This is a genomic window from Octadecabacter sp. R77987 (genome assembly GCF_042466115.1).
GTDB lineage: Bacteria > Pseudomonadota > Alphaproteobacteria > Rhodobacterales > Rhodobacteraceae > SW4.
Map to the genome: position 1 here is coordinate 79,522 of NZ_JAXHBQ010000001.1, position 22,529 is coordinate 102,050.

Below are 22,529 nucleotides of genomic sequence, written 5' to 3' on the forward strand. Positions count from 1 at the left end.
ATAGTCCTCCCAGACGCGGATCAGTCTAAGCACAGTTGGGCAGGTGTCATCGACGCGGATTGACAAAATATTGCACTATTTTGATAATTACCTATCAAAACAACCATATTCTTGGATAATCTTGCTGCATGGAAAAGACCCGCTTTCTGATCGACACCTACATCCGTCCTGACGAGGCGTTTCATTTTGCGCGCAAATCGCTGGCGACGCGCTATCCTGAACGCGCACATGATCACGATTGCTTTGAAGTGTTCCTGATCGAAAGCGGGCGCACCGAACACTGGATAAACGGGGTAACACAGGCGTTGGAGCCGGGGCAGCTGGTGTTCATTCGCCCCCATGATGTCCATGCATTCAAGGCCAATCGAAAAACCGGATGCCAGATCATCAATGTGATGTTTCGCACGGATACGGCCAGCCATCTGGCAACGCGATACGAAAGCGCCATTGGCAAGCGGTTCTTTGATGCCTCATCCGATCTGCCAGAGATGCACACGCTTGGGCCGGCACGTTTCGCGCGCGCTGTGGATGTGTCAATGCAATTGCAAACGGCGCAGCGCGACCTGGCACGGATCGAGGAATTCCTTCTGGTGCTGACCAACAGGGTCGCCCATGCCACCAGTGGCGTCACCAAAGCTGCCCCGAAATGGTTTTCGGAAGCCTGTAGCGCCGCACAGTCCCCGGACGTTTTCCGCCTTGGCGCGAAGGGGTTTATTGCGGCAGCCGGTCGAAGCCAGGAACATGTTTGTCGCACCTGCAAGACAGTTCTGGGCGTCACGCCGACGGAATTCATCAACCAGATCAGGATCGAACACGCCGCCCAGCTTCTGCGCAGCGACGAGGCGTCGATTGATGAAATCATCCAAAGCTGTGGCTTCGAGAATACCGGCTATTTCTATCGCCTGTTCCGGCGTCAATACGACACAACTCCCCGCGTATTCCGAACCCGTCACCAGCGCGATCCGTTTCAATCCACCGCCAGTCAGCAATGACTGTCCTGCCAGTTGCCCACCTGCGCGTTCATCGTTTAACGCGCTGGTCACTTTCCGCGGCTGCGCGGCCTCATTGTCCTTTGCGCAGTCTTCCTTCCAAGGCAATCTAGCCGCTGCAAAACGCGACAACCCCGGCTGCGTCACTGGTTTGCGATCAACTGGTGCGCTCAGACCCCTTCCAGCGAGTCCCGCATGACGATCGACACTTCAAGCTTTCGCCGCGCGCCCGGATTTCGCTTTTCGATCATGTTGATCAGCTCTTCTGCCGCGATACGGCCCATCTCACGGTGAGGCACATGCACAGTCGTAAGCGCCGGAAGGACAATGCTGGCCAACTCGATATCATCGAACCCTGTGATAGAGACGTCATCGGGCACATGAAGCCCCAGCTGTCGCGCCCGGTTGATCGCCCCAGCCGCCAGTACGTCATTGCCGCACATGACAACTGTGGGTCTCGGCTCGGCCTGCATCAATGCCTCGAAAGCAATGGCGCCGTTTTCAATCTCGTAGGCCGTTTCAATAACAGGCATCGTATCGGGGTTGCGATCATGTGCCATCAGGCTTTGCTGTATCCCACGCAGCCGGCCTTCGGCACGGTCGTTCCCTTTGATGATCCCGGAGATTACGGCGATCCTTGAATGGCCCATCGCAAGAACGCGATCGGTCAGCATCCGCATCGCCGCGCAATTGTCGAACCCGACTGACGCGTTGACGGCATCGGGCGTGGATGTCCAGGCAAGCACAGCGGGAACACCGCGCCGTGCCAAGAAGTCATAGCTTGCCTGTGCGCGTTCGGACCCGATAAGCAGCAGACCATCCGCACCACGCGCAACCAGTGCGCGGATTTGTTCTGCCTCCATTTCGGGTTGGTAGGCGCTGCTTGAGACCAGCAAATTGTAGCCCGCCGCGTGCAGCGTTTCCTGAAACGCCTGCAAGCCCCGCGCAAAGATCGCGTTTTCCATCGTCGGGATGATCGCGCCGATGGTTTGGGTCCGCTTTGCGGCCATGGCGCGGGCATTGAAATTGGGCGTGTAGCCCAGCTCCTCGACCGTTTTCATGACCCTCTCGCGGGTCTTGGCAGAAACCTTTTGCTGTTCGTTCAAACACCGCGACACCGTGGCCGTGGACACACCCGCAACCCGCGCAACGTCATCGAGGGTTGGAATGGTTGGCGCTGTCGTCATCGGTGTCATCCCTCGTTTCTATTGGGTATTTCAACATCATACCGGCCTTATCGTAGCCGTGCACGTCTAAAAATGTAAGGGCTTGCACGAATCAAGTGTAAGCGCTTACAATTCCCGAAGAACCAGACAGCGTGGAGGCTTCGGTGTTTCTCATCAGCTCTTTCATTGTGTTTGCGGTGTTCTTTGTGAACGTCGCACTCGGGGCTCTTGCAGACAGTGCGTTCCTTGGGGACGTCGGAGAGATGTTGGTTTTGTTTGCGGCGTCGGTGCTGTTCGTCGTCGCCATACTCAAGAAAGAGGCTGATCGTTCAAACAAGGACGACAATTAAGATTTCCAATAGGGAGGAGAACCAAATGGATAAGAAAGATCGCAAAGAAATTGAATCGGTGGAACGCCGCAATTTCCTGAAAGTTGCGTCGACGGCCGGCTTTACGGCGGCGCTTGTGGCCGGCGCAGGGGGGATGCTGTTTTCGACCGAGGCTGCGGCCCAGTCAGCCAATGAGGAACGCGAGCGCGAGGCCGCCGCCGAACACATCATGACCATCGCCACGGCCTATGTGCTGGGCGCATCGCGCAGCTATCCGATCATGCAGCTGGACCTGAAAGAGAATATCCAGAACGCCACCAATGGCAAAGTCTATGTCAAACTGGCCCCCGGTGGTCAGTTGGGTGCAGGCGGTGCGCTGGTGACTGCGGTTCAGGGTGGCACCATTCAGGCGGCACAGCATTCGCTGGCCAACTTTGCGCCCTTCGCATCTGCAGTTGACCTGATCAACATGCCGTATCTGTGCGGGTCCAACCAGCGTTTCACCAACCTTGTGAACTCTGAATTCTGGGGCAGCAACGTGACGCCCAAGATCGAAGAGAACGGCTTCAAGCCACTGTTCTATGTCAACATCGACCCACGGGTCGTGGCCGTGCGCAAAGGCGGCGACGCCGTCATAACGCCGGGCGACATGGATGGCGTAAAGTTCCGGGTTCCCGGCTCGGCGATGTTGCAGCAGTATTACCGCATGGTTGGCGCGAACCCGACGCCGGTCGCCTGGGGTGAAACACCTTCCGCGATCCAGCAGGGTGTGGCCGACGCGCTTGACCCTTCGGTTGGCGCGCTGTTTGTGTTCGGCTTCAAGGACATCCTGTCACACGTGACCTTCACGCAGGCGGTGCCGGATTCTCAGGTCTATTCGTGCAACCTTGAATGGTTCAATTCCATGCCTGCCGATGTGCAGGAAGGGATCATGTGGGGCTCCGAGATGACCGCGCACCAGAACCTCGCCAAAGTGCCTTCGGCCCGCGCCCATGCCATGGCCGAGCTGACCAAGGCAGGCGTTGAATTCCATTCGCTAAGTGACGATCAACTGGCCGAGTGGAAAGACGCAGGTGGCTTCCAGCGCTCGGAATGGGACGAGTTCAAGGTCGAGCTTGCCGGTTCCATGGATGCCTTCGCGCAGATGGAAGAGGCCGCAGGCACACAGGGCAAATACTACGTTCACGACGCCTAAGTATCTAGTCGAGCGCCCCGAAAGGCGCTCGACTGTTCCCATTCTTTTCCGTGACAAAGTGCGGACGCCGCTGGCGTTGCCTTTTCTTGCGTGACCCGATCGGACCCGCCCATGCATTTCCTGCGCAAAATTGATCGAAACGCCGAACGCTGGCTGCTTTTGACCTTCTACGTGATGCTTGTCATCACCATGGCCATCGAAGTGCTGCGCCGCGAGATTTTCGCCTATTCGTCCATTTGGGGCGAAGAAATCGTGCGCTATTCTTTCATCTATCTGGCATGGATCGGGGCCGCGGCGGCGGTCAAGGAACGCGCCCATATCCGCATCGACGTGATCATGCACTACCTCGGGCCACGGCCCAAGGCGCTGCTTTATATGTTTGGCGATCTGGTGATGATGGTGGTGGCCGTCATCGCGCTTTATTGGTCGATGGAGGCGGTCCACGTTTCTTACAAATTCGGGTCCGTCACCCACGGTCTGCGCATCTCGCAGGTCTGGTTCCTGATGGCGGTGCCAACCGGATTTGCTCTGATGATCTGGCGTCTGCTGCAGTCGCTATACCGTGATTTCATCTCCCTCAAGACAGGTCGGCCTGTCTATGAGGGCGACACATTGTTTGATTAGGAGCGCGCGAAATGCTTTGGAATACTGGCGCGCAAGCCGTTGAACTTGGGTGGGATTTCTATCTTCCCGTCATAATTTTCGTCGCCCTCATTGCCACGGCCGTGCCTGTTTGGGCCGCCATCGGGTCCTCTGCGATCCTGATGTTGCTGATGTCGGGCGATCTGCCTCTGTCGCTGGTGGGCGAACGCCTGTTCAGCGGCATTGACGCCTTCGCGCTGACGGCCATCCCCTTGTTTATCCTGACGGGTGACGTGCTGGTGCGCACCGGCCTTAGTCGAAAATTCCTTGATGTGGCCGAGGCGCTGACCTGTTTCACCAAGGGCGGCTTTGGCTCGGCCACGGTGTTGGTCTGCGGCATGTTCGCGGCAATCTCCGGCTCGGATGCAGCAGGGGCGGCGGCCGTGGGCCGCATGACGATCGCGCGGCTGGTCGAGGCAGGCTATCCGCGCCCCTACGCCTGCGCGCTTGTGGCAGCCGGTGCCTGCACGGGCATCCTGATCCCGCCCTCGATCGCCTATATCATCATCGGCCTTGTGCTTGGCATATCCGCCTCGACGCTGTTTCTTGCCGCGCTGATCCCTGGCCTGTGCATCCTGTTGGCGATCTTGATCACCAACCTCGTTGTGAACCGCATCTATGCCTACGAGGGCGGCGGCAATCTGACGTTCACGGAATGGCTGGGCAATCTGGGCCGCTCGCTGATATCGGGCTGGTATGCCTTCATCGTGCCCGGCATCATCTTTTACGGCATCTTTTCGGGTCGCCTTACCCCGACAGAAGCAGGTGCCACGGCGGTGGTTGTGACCATTGGGATGGGGTTCATTCTGGGCACGCTGAAGTGGGCGGATTTCCCTGCGATGCTGGTCAGTTCAGCCAAGGTGAACGGTGTCATCCTGCCGATCATCGCCTTTTCCGCGCCTTTGGCCGAAGCACTGGCGATCATGGGCGTGCCGCAGGGCTTCGTGGCGTCGGCCACCAGCCTCACCAATGAACCGTGGCTGTTGATCCTGTTGATGATCGGCATCCTGATCGCGGCGGGCTGCGTGATGGAGACGACCCCCAACATCGTCATTCTGGCGCCCATTTTGCAGCCATTGGCCGAAAACATCGGCATGAACGAAATCCAGTTCTGCATCATGATGATCACGGCCCTGGGCGTGGGTTTCATTACCCCGCCCCTTGGGCTCAACCTCTTTGTTGTGTCGGGGATTACCGGTGAATCAATTCTCAAGATTGCAGCGCGCGCGGTGCCGTTCGTTCTGAGCATGTTCGTGATCGTTCTGTTCATCGCCTACGTTCCGGCAGTCTCGACCACACTTCTTCCCGATATTTACAAATAGGACCGACCAAAGATGACACGAGACTATCTCAAGAAAGCGACGTTGACGGCGGCATCGGGTGCGTCGGATGTGCATGACACGGTGGTTTCAATCCTGCGTGACATCGAGGCGGGCCGGGATGCCAAGGCGCTGGAATATGCCGCCAAGTTCGATCGTTATGACGGCAACGTGCTGTTGACCCCCCAAGAGATCGAGGCCGCGATTGCGCTGGTGCCCGAAAAGCTCAAGGCCGACATCCGCTTCGCCCATGACAACGTCAAACGCTTTGCCCAACTGCAGAAAAGCACCGTTGCCGACGTCGAGATGGAGATCCAGCCCGGCTATGTTGCTGGCCAAAAGGCGATCCCTGTGGATGCGGCAGGCTGTTATGTGCCCGGCGGTCGCTACAGCCACATCGCCAGCGCCATCATGACCGTCACGACGGCCAAGGTGGCGGGGTGCAAGCACATCACAGCCGCCTCTCCACCGCGCCCCGACGTGGGCGTGGCCCCCGCAATCATCTATGCTGCCCACATTTGTGGTGCGGACAAAATCCTTGCCATGGGTGGCGTGCAGGGCGTCGCGGCGATGACCTACGGGTTATTTGGTCTGCCATCGGCCAATATCCTCGTCGGCCCCGGCAACCAGTTCGTCGCCGAAGCCAAACGCATCCTCTTTGGCCAGGTCGGGATCGACATGATCGCAGGGCCGACCGACAGCCTGATTTTGGCGGACGCCTCGGCCGATGCCCATGTGGTGGCGACTGATTTGGTGTCTCAGGCCGAACATGGCTACAACTCGCCCGTTTGGTTGGTGACGGATGACCGCGCCCTGGCGATGGATGTCCTGGCCCGCGTGCCCGCCTTGATCGACGACCTGCCCGAGCTGAACCGCGACAATGCCTTTGCGGCGTGGCGCGACTATGCCGAAGTGATCGTCTGCGCGGACCGCGCGGACATGGCAAAATGCAGCGATGAATACGCCCCCGAGCACCTGACAGTGATGGCCGAGGATTTGGACTGGTGGCTTGAAACCCTGACCTGCTATGGCTCGTTGTTCCTGGGCGAAGAAACGACCGTGTCGTATGGCGACAAGGCGTCCGGCACCAACCACGTGCTGCCGACCTCTGGCGCGGCGGACTACACGGGCGGGCTCAGCGTGCACAAATACATGAAGATCGTCACATGGCAGCGCTCCACCCGCGAGGCCTCCAAGGACGTGGCCATTGCCACGGCGCGGATTTCGCGGCTGGAAGGGATGGAGGCGCATGCCCGCGCAGCGGACGTGCGGCTGGCCAAGTACTTCCCCGACGAGACGTTCGACCTGACAGCCGATGGCTGATCCTGCCCACCTTTTCGACCTGAGCGGCAAGGTGGCTTGTATCACCGGTGCCAGTTCGGGTCTGGGTCGCCGTGCGGCGATTGTTCTGGCTGGGGCCGGGGCGAAGGTTGTGGGCGTGGCGCGTCGGCGCCCGGCGTTGGATGGGCTGTGCGATGAGATTGGCAGCGGTGCAGCCGGTGTCGTGGCCGATGTCGCGGATCGGGCAGGGCAGGATGACCTTGCCGCCCGCGTGTCGGCCTCCTTCGGTGCGCCCGATATCGTCATCCACGCCGCGGGTGTGAACCTGCGCGAGGCGGCAGATGACGTGACAAATGCAGGTTGGGATCAGACACTGGCGCTCAACCTCTCGGCGCCATTCTTTCTTAGCCAGGCGCTGGTGCCTGCGATGAAGGCAAAGGGCTGGGGCCGGATCGTCAATTTCGCCTCGCTGCAAACCACGCGGGCCTTTCCCGGTGGCATTGCCTATGGGGCCAGCAAGGGCGGGATCGGCCAGCTGACCCGCGCCATGGCCGAGGCGTGGTCGCGCGACGGGATCACTGCCAATGCCATCGGACCGGGGTTCTTTCCCACGGAGCTGACGGCGGCGGTATTCGAGGATGGCGACCGCGCCGCAGCCAACGCCGCGCAAACCTGCATCGGCCGCAATGGCCGCCTTGCGGATATTGACGGGCCGGTGTTGTTCCTGTGCTCGGAGGCCTCGGCCTATGTGACGGGGCAGGTGTTGATGGTTGACGGGGGGTTCACGGCGAAATGAAGGCTTTGGTCTATGAGGGTGTGAAAACGCTTGCCCTGCGCGAGGTGCCAGATCCGGTGCCGCGGGCGGGCGAACATCTGATCCGCGTTGAGGCCGTTGGCATCTGCGGGTCTGACATGCACGCCTATTTCGGCCATGATGCGCGCCGTCCCGCACCGCTGATCCTTGGCCACGAGGGGGCTGGCGTCATCGAAGGCGGCCCCAAGGATGGCATGCGCGTCACGGTGAACCCGCTGGTCACTTGCATGGCGTGTCCTGCCTGCCTTTCGGGGCGCGAGAACCTGTGTGGCAAACGCCAGATCATCTCTATGCAGCCGCGCGAAGGGGCCTTCGCGCAATATGTCGCCATGCCCGCGCGCAATCTGGTCGAGGTGCCCGATGGCGTGCCGCTGGCCAAGGCCGCGCTGGCCGAACCGCTGGCGGTCAGTTGGCATGCGGTGCGGCTGGCGCTTGCGGCGCTGCACCCGACGATGGAGCAACGTGCGCTGGTGATCGGCGGCGGCGCGATCGGGCTTGCGGCGGCCCTGGCGCTGAAGGCCATGGGGGTTGAAGATGTCACCCTGGCCGAACCCAATGACGCCCGCCGCGCGATGCTGATCGACCGCTGCGGGCAAACCGCAGTGGCGCAGGCCAAGGGGTCATTCCCGTTGGTGATTGACGCTGTTGGATACGGGGCCACACGTGCCACCGCCAGTGCGCTTTGTGAACCGGGCGGGGTGATCGCCCATGTCGGGCTGGGCGACGACAGCGCAGGCTTTGATCTGCGCCGCGCCACCTTGCAGGAAATCACATTTATCGGAACATACACCTATACGGCCCAGGATTTTCGCGACACTGCCGCCGCGAGTTTCCAGGGCCGCCTTGGCCCGCTGGACTGGACGCAAAGCCGCGCGCTTGCAGATGGCGCGCAGGCCTTTCAGGATCTGGCGAACGGCGCTGTGGCCGTGCCCAAGATCATCCTGACCCCCTGGACGTAAAGACGCAGCGCAAGATCGGAGCACCCTATGTTGTATCGCAAAATCCTTGTCCCCATGGCGCTGGATCACGGTGTGTCCGCGCACACGCTTGAGGTCGCGCGCGCGCTGTGTGCAAAGGGCGGAGAAATCATTGGCATTCACGTCTATGAAGCCCCGCAAGGGTCCGTCGCGGCCTATCTGGACGAGAACATCGTCAAGGAGGCGCTGGCCGCGGCCAAGCTGCAGCTGGCCAAAAAGACCGAAGGGCTCGAGGGGGTTTCGACCGATCTGGTGGTCGGCCACACCTATCGCACGATTGTTGATTATGCCGCTTCCCACGAGGTGGATTGCATCGTCATGGGCTCTCACAAACCGGGGTTGAGCGACTTTTTCCTTGGTTCCACCGCCGCCCGCGTTGTGCGCCATGCGCGCTGCGCAGTGCACGTTTACCGCAGTTCCTGAATTCCAACGCCGCGCGCATTGCGCCCAACCGAAAGGCCCACTTTCCATGAACATCGACAAGAAGATCTGTGACGATCTTGTTGCCAACGACATTTCCTTCGTGACCACCGTGCCCTGCAAGCAGCTGGCCGGTGTGATCGACGAAATCGACAAGCGCGACGAGATTTTCCACATTCCCTCCAACAAGGAAGACGAGGGTATGGGCCTGTGTGCGGGCGCGCATATGGGCGGCAAACGCCCTGCGATCATCATGCAAAACACTGCCATTGGCGTGACAATCAACACGCTGGCGACCTTGATCCAGTATTACCGCATGCCCCTGCCGATGTTGATTTCCTACCGAGGGGAACTGCGCGAACCTGTCGCCTGTCAGGTGGAAATGGCCGTTCACACCAAGGCGCTTCTGGCGCAGTTGAACATCCCAACCTATCATTTCCATCATCAGGCGGACGTTGAGGAATTCGACGCGATCCTCAAATACACCTTCATGTGCAACAAACCCGTGGCGATCCTGACGGATGCCAACTTCTGGGGAGGCTATGGCGACCAATGATCCGTTCTGAAATCCTGAAAGACATCGCCCCGATCCTGCGTGACCAATTGGTCGTCTGCAATATCGGTATCCCTTCACAAGAATTGCACGCCATCGACGACCAGCCGACGAATTTCTACATGCTTGGCACCATGGGCCTGGCGTCATCCATCGGTTTCGGCCTTGCGCTGGCGCAGGACAAGCTGGTCATCTCGATTGATGGGGACGGGTCGGTTTTGACGAACCTTGGCACGCTGCCCACGATCGGGAACAACATGCCGCCCAACTACATCCTGATGATCATCGACAACGGGTCCTATGGCTCTACCGGTGATCAGCCGACATATGCGGGCATGCGCACTGATCTGGCCGCAATGGCCCGGGCGGCGGGCTGCGAAAACGTGGTCGAGGTGCAAGACATAGACACTGGCCGCGTGCTGCAAGAGGTCATCGACAGCGGCAAGGGCACGGTCATGGTCGTCAAATGCGACAGCGGCAACGCCAAGATGCCGGTCATTTCGATGGACCCTGTGGTCATCAAGGACCGCTTCATGAAGGCCGTCGCCGCCTGATGCTGTCCGCCGCTGCGCATATCTTTGAAGCCGAAGACGCGCGGCGGCTGGCGAAACGGCGCCTGCCGTGGATGATTTACGACTACATCGACGGCGCGGCGGGCAAGGGGCGCGGGGCCTTGCGGGAACGCGCGGCTTTGGATGCGCTGACGTTACAGCCACGAATTTTGCGCGATGTGTCCCAGCGCAGCCTCATCAGTTCCGTCTTTGGCGCTGAAACGGGCCGCCCTTTTGGTATTGCGCCGATGGGAATGTGCAACCTGTCCGCCCCGGCGCGGACCTGATGCTGGCCCGACTGGCCGCGCGGCACAAGGTGCCCCACGGGGTATCCACAGTGGCTTCGACCCCGATGGAGGCGATCATCGAAGAAGCAGAGGGCCACGCGTGGTTCCAACTCTATTTTTCCGGCGACGGCACGGGGGCGTTCAAACTGGTCGAACGCGCCATGGCTGCCGGCTACAAGACGCTGGTGTTAACTGTCGATGTTCCCGAAGTGGGCCGCCGTCCGCCCGAATTGCGCCAAGGCTTCAAGATGCCCTTCACCATCGGCCCGCGCCAGTTCATCGACTTTGCCCTGCACCCGCGCTGGTCCCTGTCACACCTGGCGGCGGGCAAACCGCGGATGGCGAATTTTCAGATGCCGGGCTATGTGTTTGACCGCACGCAAACCCGCGCCCGCGCCGACTGGGACACGCTTGATCGCCTGCGCGCCGCCTGGCCGGGTAAGTTGGTAGTCAAAGGCGTGCTGGATATCGACGATGCGGTGCGCCTGCAAGCATCGGGGGTGGATGCCATTCAGGTCTCAAGCCACGGCGCGCGCCAGCTGGAAAGCGCACCGGCGCCGATCACCGTGCTGCCGCAGATGCGCGCGGCTTTGGGCGCGGATTTTCCGCTGTTTTTTGACAGCGGGCTGCGCTCGGGCGAAGATGCGTTGAAGGCGCTGACGCAGGGCGCCGATTTCACATTCTTCGGGCGCATCCTGCAGTTTGCCATCGCGGCGGGGGGCGAAGCGGGGCTTGAACGGTTGTGGCAGGTCTTGAGCGACGAGATGCTCTCGGCCATGGCGATGATCGGGGCCACATCGCCGGCCCAAGTTCCGCAGGCGTGACGACGCCTGGGCAATCCCACGACTGGGTCTTCCCCTGCCAAGACCGATCATATCGCCCTGAACGCGGCCGGATCACGGACGGGAACATGATCTTTGCTGCGCCTTGTTTCGTCAACAAACGTCAGCGCCACAGAGGGCGTTTCGGGGGGCAAGCGAAATCACAAATCGGTCAGCGTTCCAAGGGCGCGTTCTGCCGCAAACCCGACCGTTTCCGAAAGTGTCGGGTGCGCATGAACCGAGAGTGACACGTCTTCGAGTGTTGCACCCATTTCCATGGCCAAGACGCATTCGCTCAAAAACTCACCGGCATTTCGGCCCACAATTGTTGCCCCGAGCAGGCGGTGCGTTTGTGGACAATAGACCAGCTTGGTCAGCCCATCGCCACCACCGGACGCCAGATTCCGTCCGCTTGCGGCCCAGGGAAAGCGCGCAACCTTATGCACGATGTCGCGATCCTCGGCCTGTGCCTGTGTCAGGCCAACCCAAGCCAATTCAGGGTTGGTATAAGCGACCGAGGGAATAAGACTGGTGTCCAGAGCGGCGGCGTGGCCCGAGGCGACTTCGGCCGCAACGTGGCCTTGATGGGTTGCGCGGTGCGCCAGCATCGGGTTGCCGGTAACGTCACCGATGGCGAAAATGCCGGCAACGTTTGTGCCACAAGAGGCATCCACGTTGATGATGCCGCGGTCGTCAATCTCGACCCCTGCAGCCTTTGGATCGACAAGGTTGCCGTTCGCGCGGCGGCCCACGGCCTGGATCGCGGCATCCGCCTTGATCTTGCCTTCGAACCCTCCTTCGCAAGACAGCGTCAGCGCGGCTTTGGTAGCCTTGACCTCGCTCACTTTTGTGCCCGTATGGATGGTCACACCTTCCGCCACCAGCGCGGCATGCAGGATCGCCACAGCTTCTGTATCAGCGCCGGGGGCGATCTGGTCCATGAACTCGATGACAGTCACCTTGCTGCCAAGTGCGGCATAGACAGTGGCCATTTCCAGCCCGATGATCCCGCCGCCCACAATGGCGAGCTTCCCCGGAATATCACGCAGTTCAAGCGCATCGGAGGAGTCCCAGATCCGGTCGTCTTCGGGCCAACCGGGCAGGCGCACAGGGGCGGAGCCCACAGCGATCACGGCCTGATCAAAGGTCCACGCGGTGCCGTCGATATCAATGGTCTTGTCGCCGGTGAACTTTGCCGTGCCACGGATGGTTTTCACTTTGCGCCGCTTGGCAAGGCCCACAAGGCCGGTGGTCAATTGGTCGACGATGCTGTCTTTCTTGGCACGCAGCTTGTCCAGATCGACAGAAACCTTGCCGGTCGCGATGCCCCAATCGTCGCCGTGGCGGGCCTCGCGGATCACTTCGGCGGCGTGCAAAAGGGCTTTGGACGGGATGCAACCGACATTCAGGCAGACCCCGCCAAGCGTGGCACGTGGATCGACCATGACAACGTTGCGCCCCAGATCGGCGGCACGAAAGGCACAGGCATAACCACCGGGGCCTGCGCCCAGAACGATAAGGTCGGCGTGGGTGTCAGACATCGGCGCCCCCTAGACCATGATCCGGCGCGGATCGGCAATCAGCCCCGCAAGGTAACTGACAAAGCGGGCCGCATCGGCACCGTTGATGACACGGTGGTCGTAGCTTAGATCAAGCGGGACCATTGGCACGGGGCGCGGGGTGTCGCCATCCCAGACCGTGACAGTCTCGGTGCGGGTGATGCCCAGAATGGCGACTTCGGGCGGGTTGACGATGGGTGTGAACCCAATGCCGCCGATGCCACCCAGATTGGTGATGGTCATCGACGCGCCGCCCATTTCATCCGGCCCGACTTTGCGGTTCTGCGCACGTGTAGCGAGGTCGGAAATCTCGGCCGCGATCTGCCAAAGCCCTTTGCGGTCCACGTCGCGGACAACCGGAACCATCAGGCCATGGGCCGTGTCCACGGCGATGCCGATGTGAACATAATCCTTAATGGTCAGGGTCTTGCCATCGGGCGAAAGTGACGAGTTGAACCGCGGAAACTCACGCAGTGCACGCGCCAGCGCCTTGGCCTGAAACGCCAGCGCGGTCAGCTTGACGCCGCGCGCTTGTGCTTCGGGCTTCAGCTCGCGGCGCAGCGCTTCGATGGCGGTGACATCGGCGCGATCATGGTGCGTGACCTGCGGGATCAGCGCATTGGCAGCACCAAGGTTGGCGGCAGCCAGCTGCGCAAAACGGCTCATCGGTTCTTCGGTTACGCGGCCGAACTGGCTGTGGTCCACATCCCAATAGGACGTGTCACCGGCAGGTCCGGTGGCGGGTTTCCCGCCTTCCAGGTCCTCGCGCGCGATGGACGTGCGGCCCAGATCCTTGGCCAGTTTCTCAAGGTCGATGCCTTTTTGGCGGGCAAGGGCGCGAACCGAAGGTGGTGCGATGATGTCGCTCATATCCGCCCCCTTACCAGCTGGCCGAAATGTATTGGGTTTCCATGAACTCAAGCATACCTTCATGCCCGCCTTCACGGCCAAGGCCAGATTGTTTGACCCCACCAAAGGGCGCGGCGGGGTCTGACACAAGGCCACGGTTCAGGCCGACCATGCCGTATTCCAGCCTTTCACAAACCTGCAGCGCGCGCTTGAAATCTTCCGAGAAAACATAGGCGACAAGGCCGTATTCGGTGTCATTGGCCCGTGCGATAACATCGTCCTGATCCTTGAAGGTCTGGATTGCAGCGACGGGGCCGAAAATCTCGTCGCGGACGCAGTCTGCATCTTCGGACACGTTGGAAAGGACCGTGGGCGGGTAATAAAAACCCTTGCCTTCGGGCGGGGTGCCGCCGCATTCGATCTTCGCGCCCTTGGCCACGGCATCAGCGACAAATTCGGCCACCTTGTCACGTGTGTCGGCATTCACAAGCGGGCCGACATCGACGGTTGGGTCGGTGCCATCCCCGACCTTGAGGGCGGACATGCGCGCGCTAAGGCGTTTGGTAAATTCCTTTGCGATGTTTTCGTGCACATAGATGCGGTTGGCGGCGGTGCAGGCTTCGCCAAGGTTGCGCATTTTGGCAAGCATCGTGCCTTCGATGGCCCTATCCATATCGGCATCGTCAAAGACGATAACAGGGGCGTTGCCGCCCAGTTCCATCGCGGGTTTAAGCACCTGATCTGCGGCACTTTTCAGCAGTTTCCGCCCGACACCTGTGGACCCAGTAAAGCTAACGACCCGCACGCGCGGATCATGCAGCATGTGATCAACGAGCGAGCCCGTTTTGCGGCTGGGCAAGACGTTGACAAGACCGGCAGGAACGCCCGCCTCCTCCAGAAGCGGCATGAGGGCGAGCATCGTCAGCGGTGTTTCGGACGCGGGCTTGATGATCACGCCGCAGCCCGCAGCCAGCGCAGGGGCGATTTTGCGGGTGCCCATGGCGGCGGGGTAATTCCAAGGCGTGACCAGCACCGCAAGGCCTGCGGGTTTGTGCTGCACCACGATGCGCGCGCCCGAGGAAGGCGCATGGGTGATCAACCCGTCAGCGCGCACGGCTTCCTCGGCGAACCAGCGAAAGAACTCGGCGGCATAGGTGGCTTCGCCTTTGGCATCCACGCCGGCCTTGCCGTTCTCCAGCGTCATGAGGTGTGCGAAGTAATCAAGCCGCGCCGTCATTAGCTCCCACGCCTTGCGCAGCACTTCGGACCGCGCGCGCGGGGTGCGTGCAGCCCAGTCTTTCATTGCGGCTTCGGCCGCGTCCAGTGCCGCGTCCGCATCGGCGATGTCGGCAGACGCGACAGAGGCCAAAACCTCTTCGGTGGCGGGGTTGATGACGTCGAACCGTTCACCCGATGTGCCTTTGGTCCAGGTGCCGTTGATGTAGAGATCGGTATATTCCATGGGTGTCTCCAAGACTTAGAGCAGGTGGCGGAGCGGTTGCTCCATGCGGCCTGCGAATTGCGATAGAAGGCTCACGGCCTCGCCCGCGCTTAGGGCGTCAGCGGCACATTCCAGCGTAATGGACAGCCCGCCGCCTCCTTGCGTCAACGTGAGGACCGGTGCATCTTCCGCGCCGAGGTGGACAGTGCTGACGCGGCTCATCCTCAGATCGCGCAGGATAAGGTCGGGCGCGGTTTCGCCTTCGGCCTCAGCGATGGCGCTGAACGGGCCAGCGGGGACCGTATAGGCGCGGCTTTGCCCGAAGCTTTCGACAGTGATGGTGGCCGCGTCGCGCCCAAGGCTTGCGGCGGCGAGACCTGCGAGGAGGGCGTTCGCATCTGTCAGCCCCGCGTTTTCAGCCGCCCATTCCATGAACGCGCCAGAACCATCCATGGGCAAATCCGCCGTCAGTCGACGCGAAGATGCGGCCGTTTCGACGTTCTGATTGGGCATGGCCCTGAGTGCTTCGAGGTCCGCAACATGGAAGGGCTGGGGGTGTCCGGCCTGCGCCAGACGGTTCAGGTCGAGCCCCTGTTCCAGCGCCAGCCGCCGTGCCTTGGGGGAGGCGAGAATGCGGCCATCGGGCGATGTGACGGCATGCGCCTTCGTCGCTTTCTGAGGCGTTGGCTTTGGGTCGTCCTTTGCCTTCGGGGCCGGATCGGGTGTTGGGGCAGGCTTTAACACGCCGCCATCCGCAATGCTGCGCTGCACGGGATTGGCAGGCTTTTCAGCCGAGATGATGGCGATCGTATCGCCAACGGGGGCCGCTTCGGTTGCTTGCGCCAGCAATGCCGCCACAAAGCCATCGGCGCCTGCCTCGACTTCCATGGTGGCCTTGTCGGTTTCCACCTCGAACAGGATGTCGCCAGCGGCCACGGGATCGCCAAGCCCCTTGTGCCAAGCGACAATGACACCCGTATCTTGTGCCATGCCAAGGGCGGGCATGATGACGGCTTTGCCGTCGGGCAGGGGGGCGTCATTGGTGGTGGCCGGTTCCGCAGGAACGGTGGCGCTGCTTTCGGCGGTGTCCGACACAAGGGCAATCACTTGGCCCACAGGCACATCGGCCCCTGCCTCGGCCTGCACGTCTGTCAGGTAGCCGTCAGCGGGGGATTCCACCTCCATGGTGGCTTTGTCGGTTTCCACCTCGAACAGCGCATCACCCGCTTTCACGGCATCGCCGGCAGACTTGAGCCAACTGACGATCTTGCCTGTGTCCTGCGCCATGCCCAAGGCGGGCATGATGACCTCATGCGGCATGGATCATCTCCCCGCTCATCAGTTTGCGCGCGTTCTCTGCCACGCTTTCGGGCGTCGGCACGGTGATGTCTTCCAGCGCGGGCGAGAACGGCACAGGGACATCCATCGCGCCCATGCGCAGCACAGGTGCATCAAGATGGTAAAAGGCTTTTTCATTGATCCGGCCCGCGATCTCGCCGGTGATGCCATAGCTTTGGTGGCCCTCGTCCACCACGATCACGCGCGAGGTCTTCTTGGCCGAGGCGATCAGCGTGTCTTCGTCCAGCGGCACGATGGTGCGCGGGTCGATGACCTCGGCCTCGATCCCTTCTTTCGCCAGAATTTCGGCAGCCGCTTCGCAGACCTGCACCATCGACGAGGTCGCGATCAGGGTGATGTCGCGGCCCTCGCGTTTGATGTTGGCCTCACCGAAGGGGATCAGAAATTCCTCCTCCGGCACAGGGGCCTTGTCGTTATACATCAGCTTGTCTTCGAAAATGACGACAGGATTGTTGTCGCGGATTGCGGTTTTCATCAGACCTTTGGCCTCATAGGCCGAGGATGGCATCGCGACCTTCAGGCCCGGGATATGCGCGACCAAAGCGTGCAATGATTGCGAGTGCTGCGCGGCAGAGCGGCGGGTCGCGCCCATGTTGGTGCGCAGAACCAATGGCGCGCTCATCTTGCCGCCGGACATGTAGTGCGTCTTGGCGGCCTGATTGCAGAGCTGATCCATGATCAGATAGATGAAATCGCCGAACATCAGGTCCACGACAGGGCGTGAGCCCGTCATCGCGGCCCCGACAGCAAGGCCCATGAAACCCGGCTCGGAAATGGGCGTGTCGACAACGCGGCTTGTGCCGAACTCCTCGACAAGGCCGCTCAGGACTTTGAAGGGCGTTCCTGCCTCGGCCACATCCTCGCCGATGATAAAGACGGTTTCATCGCGGCGCATTTCCTCGGCCAGAGCTTCGTTGACCGCTTGGGACAGTGTAATTTCTCGCATCTCTCTCTCCTCAGGCCAGCGCGTGTTTGATGTCGGTAAAGACATGCATGTCGACCTCGGATTGGTCGGGGTAAGGGGCGGCTTCGGCGTAGGCGACGGCCTCCTCGGCGTCGTTCTTCACTTCGGCGTTCATCGCTTCGATTTCGTCTTCAGACGCGATGCCCTGTTCCACAAGCCAGCCGCGGAATTTGATGATCGGGTCGCGGTTTTCCTTCCAATCCTTCTCTTCGTCCTTGGAGCGGTAGTATTCGCGGTTGATGTCGCCCACGTGGTGGCCGTGATAGCGGTAGGTCATCAATTCCATGAAGAAGGGGCCTTCGCCTTTGCGGGCCCGCGCGACAAGGTCTTGGGTCAGTTTGTTAACGGCCAGAACGTCTTGCCCGTCGACCTGATGCGCCTCGATGCCGAAAGCCTCGGCACGGGCGGTGATTGAACCGGCAGCGATTTCTTCGGTCTTGGTGTATTCGGAGTAGCCGTTGTTTTCGCAGGCATAAATGACAGGCAGGTTCCAAAGGGCGGCCATGTTCATGACCTCATACATCAGACCCTGCGCCGTGGCCCCGTCGCCAAAGAAGCAGACGGTCACATCGTCTTTGCCCAGCATCTTTGCCGTAAACGCAGACCCTGTGGCGATCCCCATGGACCCGCCGACGATGGCGTTTGCCCCCAGATTGCCGTTGGATTGATCGGCGATGTGCATCGACCCGCCCTTGCCGCGGCAATAGCCTTCTTCCTTGCCCAGCAGTTCGCAGAACATTTCCTTGAAGTTGGCACCCTTGGCGACACAGTGACCATGGCCACGGTGGGTCGAGGTGATCTTGTCCGTGACCTTCAGTGCCTCGCAGATGCCCACGGCAACGGCTTCCTCGCCGGAATACATATGGGTCAGGCCGGGCATCTTGGCCGAGAGGTAAAGCTGGTTGGCATTGTCCTCGAAGGTGCGGATGCGCACCATCTGGGCGTACATGCGCAGGTAGTCTTCGGTGTTTGTCTTTGTTTTGGCCATGATGTCCTCTTGGGCAAACGGGCAAGGCCCGCGCCCGGCGTCGGGAGTGAACGCCGGGCGCGGAAGGATCGCCGGTCAGTAACGGTTGGCGATGGGCAATTCTTCGGCTGGGAACAGGCTGATGACCTCGCAACCGGTCTCGGTCACGACGACTTCTTCCTCGATCCGTGCGGCTGAATATCCGTCCGTCGCGGGGCAGTAGGTTTCCAGCGCAAAGACCATGCCGGTCTTGATCTCCATCGGGTGATCCATGCTGACCGCGCGGCTGATGATCGGGCGTTCGTGCAGCGCCAAACCAAGGCCGTGACCGAACTGCAAGCCAAAGGCCTGATCCTCGTTGGCAAAGCCAAGGCTTTCCGCCGTTGGCCAGACCGCGGCAACCTTGTCAGTGCTCACACCCGGTTTGATCATCGCAATGGACGCGTCGATCCACTCGCGCGCTTTCACATAGGCGTCGTTTTGCGACGGTGTCGCGCGGCCAACGTTGAAGGTGCGGTAATAGCAGGTCCGATAGCCCTGATAGGATTGCAGAATGTCAAAGAATGCCTGATCGCCGGGGCGGATCAAACGATCTGTAAAGTTGTGCGGATGCGGGTTGCAGCGCTCGCCGGAAATGGCGTTGATCGCCTCCACATCGTCTGATCCCATTTCATAGAGCATCTTGTTGGACAGGGCGACAATGTCATTCTCGCGCACGCCGGGTTTCAGCTCTTCGTAGATCATGTGATAGACGCCATCGACCATGGCGGCGGCTTGGGTCAAAAGCTGGATTTCATCTGTATTCTTGATTTCGCGGGCCGCCAGCATGATCTGCTGACCATCGACCACGTTAAGGCCTTCCGCCTGCAATGCGTGGAACATCGCCGTTTCTGCATAATCCACACCAACGGGCATATCGGCCATGCCGGCATCGCGGATCAACCCGGCGATCTGTTTGGCATACTTTTGCATCAACCCGAATTCGGGCGGGATGGTGCCGCGCATACCAACAACACCGGCAAGGCAGTGGCTGGGCTCAAGCCAGTCGGAATGCCGCTTGTGGTGTTCTGCAGCTGATCCAAAATCCCAAACGTACGGGCTGTCATCACCAGTCAAAAGGCAGAAGCGGCACATCTTGTCCCGTTCCCATTCCCCGATCTTGGTGGCCGAAACGTAGCGGATGTTGTTCACATCAAACAAAAGCAGCGTGCCCGCCTCCGAGTTTTTCAGGGACTGACGCGTGCGCGCAAGACGGTAACGCCGCAGGCGGTCGTGGTCGATGCGGCGCTCGAAATCCACGGACATGTGGCCATGGGCCGGCAGCTTTTCGCGCCATTCCCAATTGGGCTCAAGGTCCATTGGGGTGAGCAGGTTCGGCATGAGGGCATTGCCTGGACGTTCTGACATCGGAAACTCCTTTCGGGTGCGACCACGCGCACCCGGTTTGTTGGTGAAAATTCGGGTGTGGGCCTAGGTCGTGGCCCAGCCGCCATCGATAGAGATCATCTGGCCGGTCATGTAATCGCTGTCGTCACTTGCCAGGAACGACGCGGTGCCGACGATATCCTTGGGATAGGACACGCGCTTGATCACAAGGGCGCCGTCGACGATATCTTCATAGGCCTGGCCTTCGCGTTCCTTGAACCCGATCTCGACCAGATCCTTGTCCAGCTGTTCCCACAGCGGGGTGACAACTACGCCCGGTGCGTATCCGTTCACGGTGATGTTGTGTTCCGCCAGCCCAAGCGCGCCGCATTCGGTCAGCGCCAGGCAGCCGTATTTCGACGTGCAATAGACGGTCACATCCACCAGCGGCTTTTTCGACGCGATCGAGCCGACGTTGATCAGCTTGTAGGGGTGATCCTCCATCGGTCCTTGCGCGATCATCTGGCGGGCGGTTTCCTGCATACCCAGCCACATCGCCTTGGTATTGACGTTCATGATCATGTCCCAGTTGGCTTCATCAATATCCATGAAGAAGCGTGGCTTGTTCAGGCCCGCATTGAACAGGCCGACATTGATGGAACCAAAGGCCGCGACCGTGGCGGCCACCGCGGCGGCATTGTCTTCGCGTTTGGTGACATCCATGGTTACGGCAATCGCCTTGCCATTGCCCGCCGCGTTGATCGCATCTGCAACCTTCTGTGCCTCGTCGCCGTCCAGATCGCCAAGACAGACATTTGCGCCTTGCGCGGCAAAATTTTCGGCGTTGGCCTGACCCATGCCGCGGGCGGCACCGGTGATCAGAATATTCTTACCTTTGAGGCGATTGGGGTCCATGATTGTCTCCTCCTGTTGTCACGTAGACCTGTGTTTTCGTATGACGGCGTCGGCTCTTTCCTGCGCGCGTCTCAGTGTTTCGGGCGGGGTCGTCAGACCGCGCAGCATGTCGTGGAACTCTTCCCCGCAAATCTGGATGATTTCGCTGATTTCGGGCACAGGCGGTCGGGGCCAGAACTGCAGCTCGTCGCGCCATGACATGGCGTCCACCGCTTCAAAGATCGGGGACAGGCGCCGGACATCAGGGTCAGCGCCGACCGAATAGCGCGGGTTGGTCCGGCTGCCGTTTTGCACATAGAGTTTTTGCGCCTCGGGCGATGTGAAGACGCGCAGTGCCTCGACCGCGGCGGGCACGCGATCAGGCGACAAATTGGCAGGAATGCCCATGATATAGCCGCCAACAGGTGCGATCTGGCTGCCACCGGGGCCAGCGGGGTGGGGCAGGTATCCGGTCTGACCGTTGGCGGGTGAATCCTCGTCCAACTCGAAATAGGGGGCAAGCAGGGTGTAACCATAGGCCATGGCAATCCGGCCCGCCGCGTAGGGCCGCACACGTTCATACCAGGACATCGACAGGATATCGGGGGGCGAATACTCCAGCAGCTCAAGCAGGAATTGCGCGGCGCGCAGGCCGGCTGCAGTGTCAATCGTGACGTTGTAGCGCCGATCCGCAAGATGTCCCGTTGAAAAGCCGCCCGCGACCGGGGGCAGATCAAAAACCGGCTGGCCGAAATCGGCGAGGGTCATCAGGACGGTATGGCCAAGCGCTGTTCCGCGCGCGGCGTTCCAGGCGATGCCGTGCGTGCCGTTTTGTGGATCATGCAACGCCTTTGCGGCCGCAAGCAGCGCATCGGTTGTCGCCGGGGGTTCCAACCCGGCCGCGGCAAACATGTCCTTTCGATAGAACAACAACTCGGGCGTGGTCTGGGCCGGCAACCCATAGGGTTTGTCGCCCCAATGCGCGGCCTTCCAGCCTGCTGTGTGGAAATCGGCCGGATCGACGCTCGCGATGTCCATGGCCTTGTCCAACGGCATCAGGATACCGCGCTCTGCGAATTCCCCGACCCACGGCAGATCAACGGCGATGATGTCATAGCGGCTTGCCTTGCGGTCAGCATTGCGCACGGCTTCTTCATGCAGACGGTCGATTGAAAAGGCGCGTTGATGGATCTGCGCACCGATCGACTGTTCGAACTGCCGTTTGAGGTTTTCCATCACCATGAAGGTCGGGTCGCCGTGAACCAGCACACGCAGGCCGCCAGCAAGCTTCAGCGGCTGGGCCAGAACCTGAAGCGGTGGGATCGATTTGGCGTCCATATAGGATCCACCAAAGTAGTAATCTTCGGTTTCACCCAACGTCTGTTCACCGCCGAAACGGTTAGCGGCCAGTCGGCCAACGCGGCTCGACAGTTGCGCCCATTGGTCCATCAGCGTTTCGCTGGGGTGCATCGAAAAGCTCTTGCCGGTCTTGGTGCGCGGGCGTTGTTCAATCAGGCCTGCGTCCAGCATTTCCTTGAGGCGACGGTTGGCTGTGGCATAGGGCACGCGGCTGGCGCCAATCAGAGAGGTTGCGGTGATGACGCGCCCTTCAAGATGCCCGCGCAAGAGTAACAGTGTCATCCGCAGATTCGGATTCGGCGCGGAGAGGTCCACTGCATCTTCCAACTCATCGCCCAAATCCTCGAGAAAGGCGATGATCTGAAGCATCTCGGTTTTGGCCCTTGGGGGGACAAAACGGGCTATGTTTCTTGCGCTCATCGCGTTCA

Annotated in this window: 21 protein-coding genes and 1 pseudogene; 12 read left to right on the forward strand and 10 right to left on the reverse strand. The window is 60.7% G+C overall.

The features are described 5' to 3' along the window. The first annotated feature begins 128 nt into the window (after positions 1–128). A complete protein-coding gene (locus SJY21_RS00375) occupies positions 129–992 on the forward strand; it encodes a helix-turn-helix domain-containing protein (protein ID WP_377504584.1) in 864 nt (287 codons plus the stop codon). Positions 993–1,159: 167 nt separating this feature from the next. Here the strand turns inward: SJY21_RS00375 and SJY21_RS00380 are convergent, their stop codons facing one another. Further along, positions 1,160–2,176, reverse strand: a complete 1,017-nt coding sequence (locus tag SJY21_RS00380) for a LacI family DNA-binding transcriptional regulator (protein ID WP_377504587.1) — start codon at positions 2,174–2,176, stop codon at positions 1,160–1,162. 143 nt (positions 2,177–2,319) lie between these two features. Between SJY21_RS00380 and SJY21_RS00385 the strand changes: the two genes are divergently transcribed. The 11 genes and pseudogenes from SJY21_RS00385 to SJY21_RS00435 all read left to right on the forward strand — a co-directional run bounded on the left by SJY21_RS00385 (position 2,320) and on the right by SJY21_RS00435 (position 11,347). Further along, positions 2,320–2,505, forward strand: a complete 186-nt coding sequence (locus tag SJY21_RS00385) for a hypothetical protein (RefSeq protein WP_377504589.1) — start codon at positions 2,320–2,322, stop codon at positions 2,503–2,505. A 25-nt stretch (positions 2,506–2,530) separates the two neighbouring features. Next, on the forward strand, positions 2,531–3,679 hold the full coding sequence (locus tag SJY21_RS00390) for a TRAP transporter substrate-binding protein (protein WP_377504592.1): 1,149 nt from the start codon (positions 2,531–2,533) through the stop codon (positions 3,677–3,679). 111 nt (positions 3,680–3,790) lie between these two features. After that, positions 3,791–4,303, forward strand: a complete 513-nt coding sequence (locus tag SJY21_RS00395) for a TRAP transporter small permease (protein ID WP_377513080.1) — start codon at positions 3,791–3,793, stop codon at positions 4,301–4,303. 11 nt (positions 4,304–4,314) lie between these two features. Continuing rightward, positions 4,315–5,643, forward strand: coding sequence for a TRAP transporter large permease (locus SJY21_RS00400; RefSeq protein ID WP_377504595.1), 1,329 nt, complete (start codon positions 4,315–4,317; stop codon positions 5,641–5,643). A 12-nt stretch (positions 5,644–5,655) separates the two neighbouring features. Beyond that, on the forward strand, positions 5,656–6,963 hold the full coding sequence (gene hisD, locus SJY21_RS00405) for a histidinol dehydrogenase (RefSeq protein ID WP_377504598.1): 1,308 nt from the start codon (positions 5,656–5,658) through the stop codon (positions 6,961–6,963). Beyond that, on the forward strand, positions 6,956–7,717 hold the full coding sequence (locus tag SJY21_RS00410; protein WP_377504601.1) for an SDR family NAD(P)-dependent oxidoreductase: 762 nt from the start codon (positions 6,956–6,958) through the stop codon (positions 7,715–7,717). Before hisD ends, SJY21_RS00410 begins: the two co-directional genes overlap by 8 nt. Continuing rightward, entirely contained in the window at positions 7,714–8,694 is a 981-nt protein-coding gene (locus SJY21_RS00415; protein WP_377504604.1) for an alcohol dehydrogenase catalytic domain-containing protein, read from the forward strand. The genes SJY21_RS00410 and SJY21_RS00415 overlap by 4 nt, the downstream gene beginning before the upstream one ends. Positions 8,695–8,724: 30 nt before the next feature. Then, the gene (locus tag SJY21_RS00420; protein WP_377513082.1) at positions 8,725–9,135 is read left to right on the forward strand and encodes a universal stress protein; all 411 of its coding nucleotides are present in this window, start codon (positions 8,725–8,727) and stop codon (positions 9,133–9,135) included. 46 nt (positions 9,136–9,181) lie between these two features. After that, the gene (gene comD, locus SJY21_RS00425; RefSeq protein ID WP_377504607.1) at positions 9,182–9,688 is read left to right on the forward strand and encodes a sulfopyruvate decarboxylase subunit alpha; all 507 of its coding nucleotides are present in this window, start codon (positions 9,182–9,184) and stop codon (positions 9,686–9,688) included. Continuing rightward, on the forward strand, positions 9,685–10,239 hold the full coding sequence (gene comE, locus SJY21_RS00430; RefSeq protein ID WP_377504610.1) for a sulfopyruvate decarboxylase subunit beta: 555 nt from the start codon (positions 9,685–9,687) through the stop codon (positions 10,237–10,239). The genes comD and comE overlap by 4 nt, the downstream gene beginning before the upstream one ends. A gap of 71 nt (positions 10,240–10,310) precedes the next feature. Continuing rightward, a pseudogene (locus SJY21_RS00435) lies at positions 10,311–11,347 on the forward strand (alpha-hydroxy acid oxidase). 158 nt (positions 11,348–11,505) lie between these two features. Here the strand turns inward: SJY21_RS00435 and lpdA are convergent. The 9 genes from lpdA to SJY21_RS00480 form a co-directional block, all read right to left on the reverse strand. Then, positions 11,506–12,885: a dihydrolipoyl dehydrogenase gene (gene lpdA / locus SJY21_RS00440; RefSeq protein ID WP_377504613.1), complete on the reverse strand. Its 1,380-nt coding sequence runs from the start codon at positions 12,883–12,885 to the stop codon at positions 11,506–11,508. A gap of 9 nt (positions 12,886–12,894) precedes the next feature. Further along, positions 12,895–13,773: a 2-oxo acid dehydrogenase subunit E2 gene (locus SJY21_RS00445; protein WP_377504616.1), complete on the reverse strand. Its 879-nt coding sequence runs from the start codon at positions 13,771–13,773 to the stop codon at positions 12,895–12,897. Between the two features lie 10 nt (positions 13,774–13,783). Further along, complete coding sequence (locus tag SJY21_RS00450; protein ID WP_377504618.1) at positions 13,784–15,214, reverse strand: NAD-dependent succinate-semialdehyde dehydrogenase; 1,431 nt, start codon at positions 15,212–15,214, stop codon at positions 13,784–13,786. A 15-nt stretch (positions 15,215–15,229) separates the two neighbouring features. Then, positions 15,230–16,513: a biotin/lipoyl-containing protein gene (locus tag SJY21_RS00455; protein WP_377504621.1), complete on the reverse strand. Its 1,284-nt coding sequence runs from the start codon at positions 16,511–16,513 to the stop codon at positions 15,230–15,232. Then, positions 16,503–17,498 (reverse strand): alpha-ketoacid dehydrogenase subunit beta, encoded by a 996-nt coding sequence (locus SJY21_RS00460; RefSeq protein ID WP_377504624.1) that lies wholly within the window; start codon positions 17,496–17,498, stop codon positions 16,503–16,505. The genes SJY21_RS00455 and SJY21_RS00460 overlap by 11 nt, the downstream gene beginning before the upstream one ends. A gap of 10 nt (positions 17,499–17,508) precedes the next feature. Next, a complete protein-coding gene (locus SJY21_RS00465) occupies positions 17,509–18,504 on the reverse strand; it encodes a thiamine pyrophosphate-dependent dehydrogenase E1 component subunit alpha (protein WP_377504627.1) in 996 nt (331 codons plus the stop codon). Positions 18,505–18,579: 75 nt separating this feature from the next. Continuing rightward, positions 18,580–19,890: a M24 family metallopeptidase gene (locus SJY21_RS00470; RefSeq protein ID WP_377504630.1), complete on the reverse strand. Its 1,311-nt coding sequence runs from the start codon at positions 19,888–19,890 to the stop codon at positions 18,580–18,582. Positions 19,891–19,953: 63 nt separating this feature from the next. Then, positions 19,954–20,763 (reverse strand): SDR family NAD(P)-dependent oxidoreductase, encoded by an 810-nt coding sequence (locus SJY21_RS00475; protein ID WP_377504633.1) that lies wholly within the window; start codon positions 20,761–20,763, stop codon positions 19,954–19,956. Positions 20,764–20,781: 18 nt separating this feature from the next. Further along, positions 20,782–22,470, reverse strand: a complete 1,689-nt coding sequence (locus tag SJY21_RS00480) for an extracellular solute-binding protein (RefSeq protein ID WP_377504636.1) — start codon at positions 22,468–22,470, stop codon at positions 20,782–20,784. Between the last annotated feature and the right edge of the window lie 59 nt (positions 22,471–22,529).

Excerpts from the sequence above, each read along its gene's own strand:
- SJY21_RS00480 (WP_377504636.1), bottom strand. The coding sequence starts at position 22,470 with ATGCTTCAGATCATCGCCTTTCTCGAGGATTTGGGCGATGAGTTGGAA.
- SJY21_RS00375 (WP_377504584.1), top strand. The coding sequence starts at position 129 with ATGGAAAAGACCCGCTTTCTGATCGACACCTACATCCGTCCTGACGAG.
- hisD (WP_377504598.1), top strand. The coding sequence starts at position 5,656 with ATGACACGAGACTATCTCAAGAAAGCGACGTTGACGGCGGCATCGGGT.
- comD (WP_377504607.1), top strand. The coding sequence starts at position 9,182 with ATGAACATCGACAAGAAGATCTGTGACGATCTTGTTGCCAACGACATT.
- SJY21_RS00445 (WP_377504616.1), bottom strand. The coding sequence starts at position 13,773 with ATGAGCGACATCATCGCACCACCTTCGGTTCGCGCCCTTGCCCGCCAA.
- SJY21_RS00470 (WP_377504630.1), bottom strand. The coding sequence starts at position 19,890 with ATGTCAGAACGTCCAGGCAATGCCCTCATGCCGAACCTGCTCACCCCA.
- SJY21_RS00390 (WP_377504592.1), top strand. The coding sequence starts at position 2,531 with ATGGATAAGAAAGATCGCAAAGAAATTGAATCGGTGGAACGCCGCAAT.
- SJY21_RS00410 (WP_377504601.1), top strand. The coding sequence starts at position 6,956 with ATGGCTGATCCTGCCCACCTTTTCGACCTGAGCGGCAAGGTGGCTTGT.
- SJY21_RS00400 (WP_377504595.1), top strand. The coding sequence starts at position 4,315 with ATGCTTTGGAATACTGGCGCGCAAGCCGTTGAACTTGGGTGGGATTTC.
- SJY21_RS00455 (WP_377504621.1), bottom strand. The coding sequence starts at position 16,513 with ATGCCGCATGAGGTCATCATGCCCGCCTTGGGCATGGCGCAGGACACA.
- lpdA (WP_377504613.1), bottom strand. The coding sequence starts at position 12,885 with ATGTCTGACACCCACGCCGACCTTATCGTTCTGGGCGCAGGCCCCGGT.
- SJY21_RS00415 (WP_377504604.1), top strand. The coding sequence starts at position 7,714 with ATGAAGGCTTTGGTCTATGAGGGTGTGAAAACGCTTGCCCTGCGCGAG.
- SJY21_RS00465 (WP_377504627.1), bottom strand. The coding sequence starts at position 18,504 with ATGGCCAAAACAAAGACAAACACCGAAGACTACCTGCGCATGTACGCC.
- SJY21_RS00450 (WP_377504618.1), bottom strand. The coding sequence starts at position 15,214 with ATGGAATATACCGATCTCTACATCAACGGCACCTGGACCAAAGGCACA.
- SJY21_RS00475 (WP_377504633.1), bottom strand. The coding sequence starts at position 20,763 with ATGGACCCCAATCGCCTCAAAGGTAAGAATATTCTGATCACCGGTGCC.
- SJY21_RS00460 (WP_377504624.1), bottom strand. The coding sequence starts at position 17,498 with ATGCGAGAAATTACACTGTCCCAAGCGGTCAACGAAGCTCTGGCCGAG.
- comE (WP_377504610.1), top strand. The coding sequence starts at position 9,685 with ATGATCCGTTCTGAAATCCTGAAAGACATCGCCCCGATCCTGCGTGAC.
- SJY21_RS00395 (WP_377513080.1), top strand. The coding sequence starts at position 3,791 with ATGCATTTCCTGCGCAAAATTGATCGAAACGCCGAACGCTGGCTGCTT.
- SJY21_RS00380 (WP_377504587.1), bottom strand. The coding sequence starts at position 2,176 with ATGACGACAGCGCCAACCATTCCAACCCTCGATGACGTTGCGCGGGTT.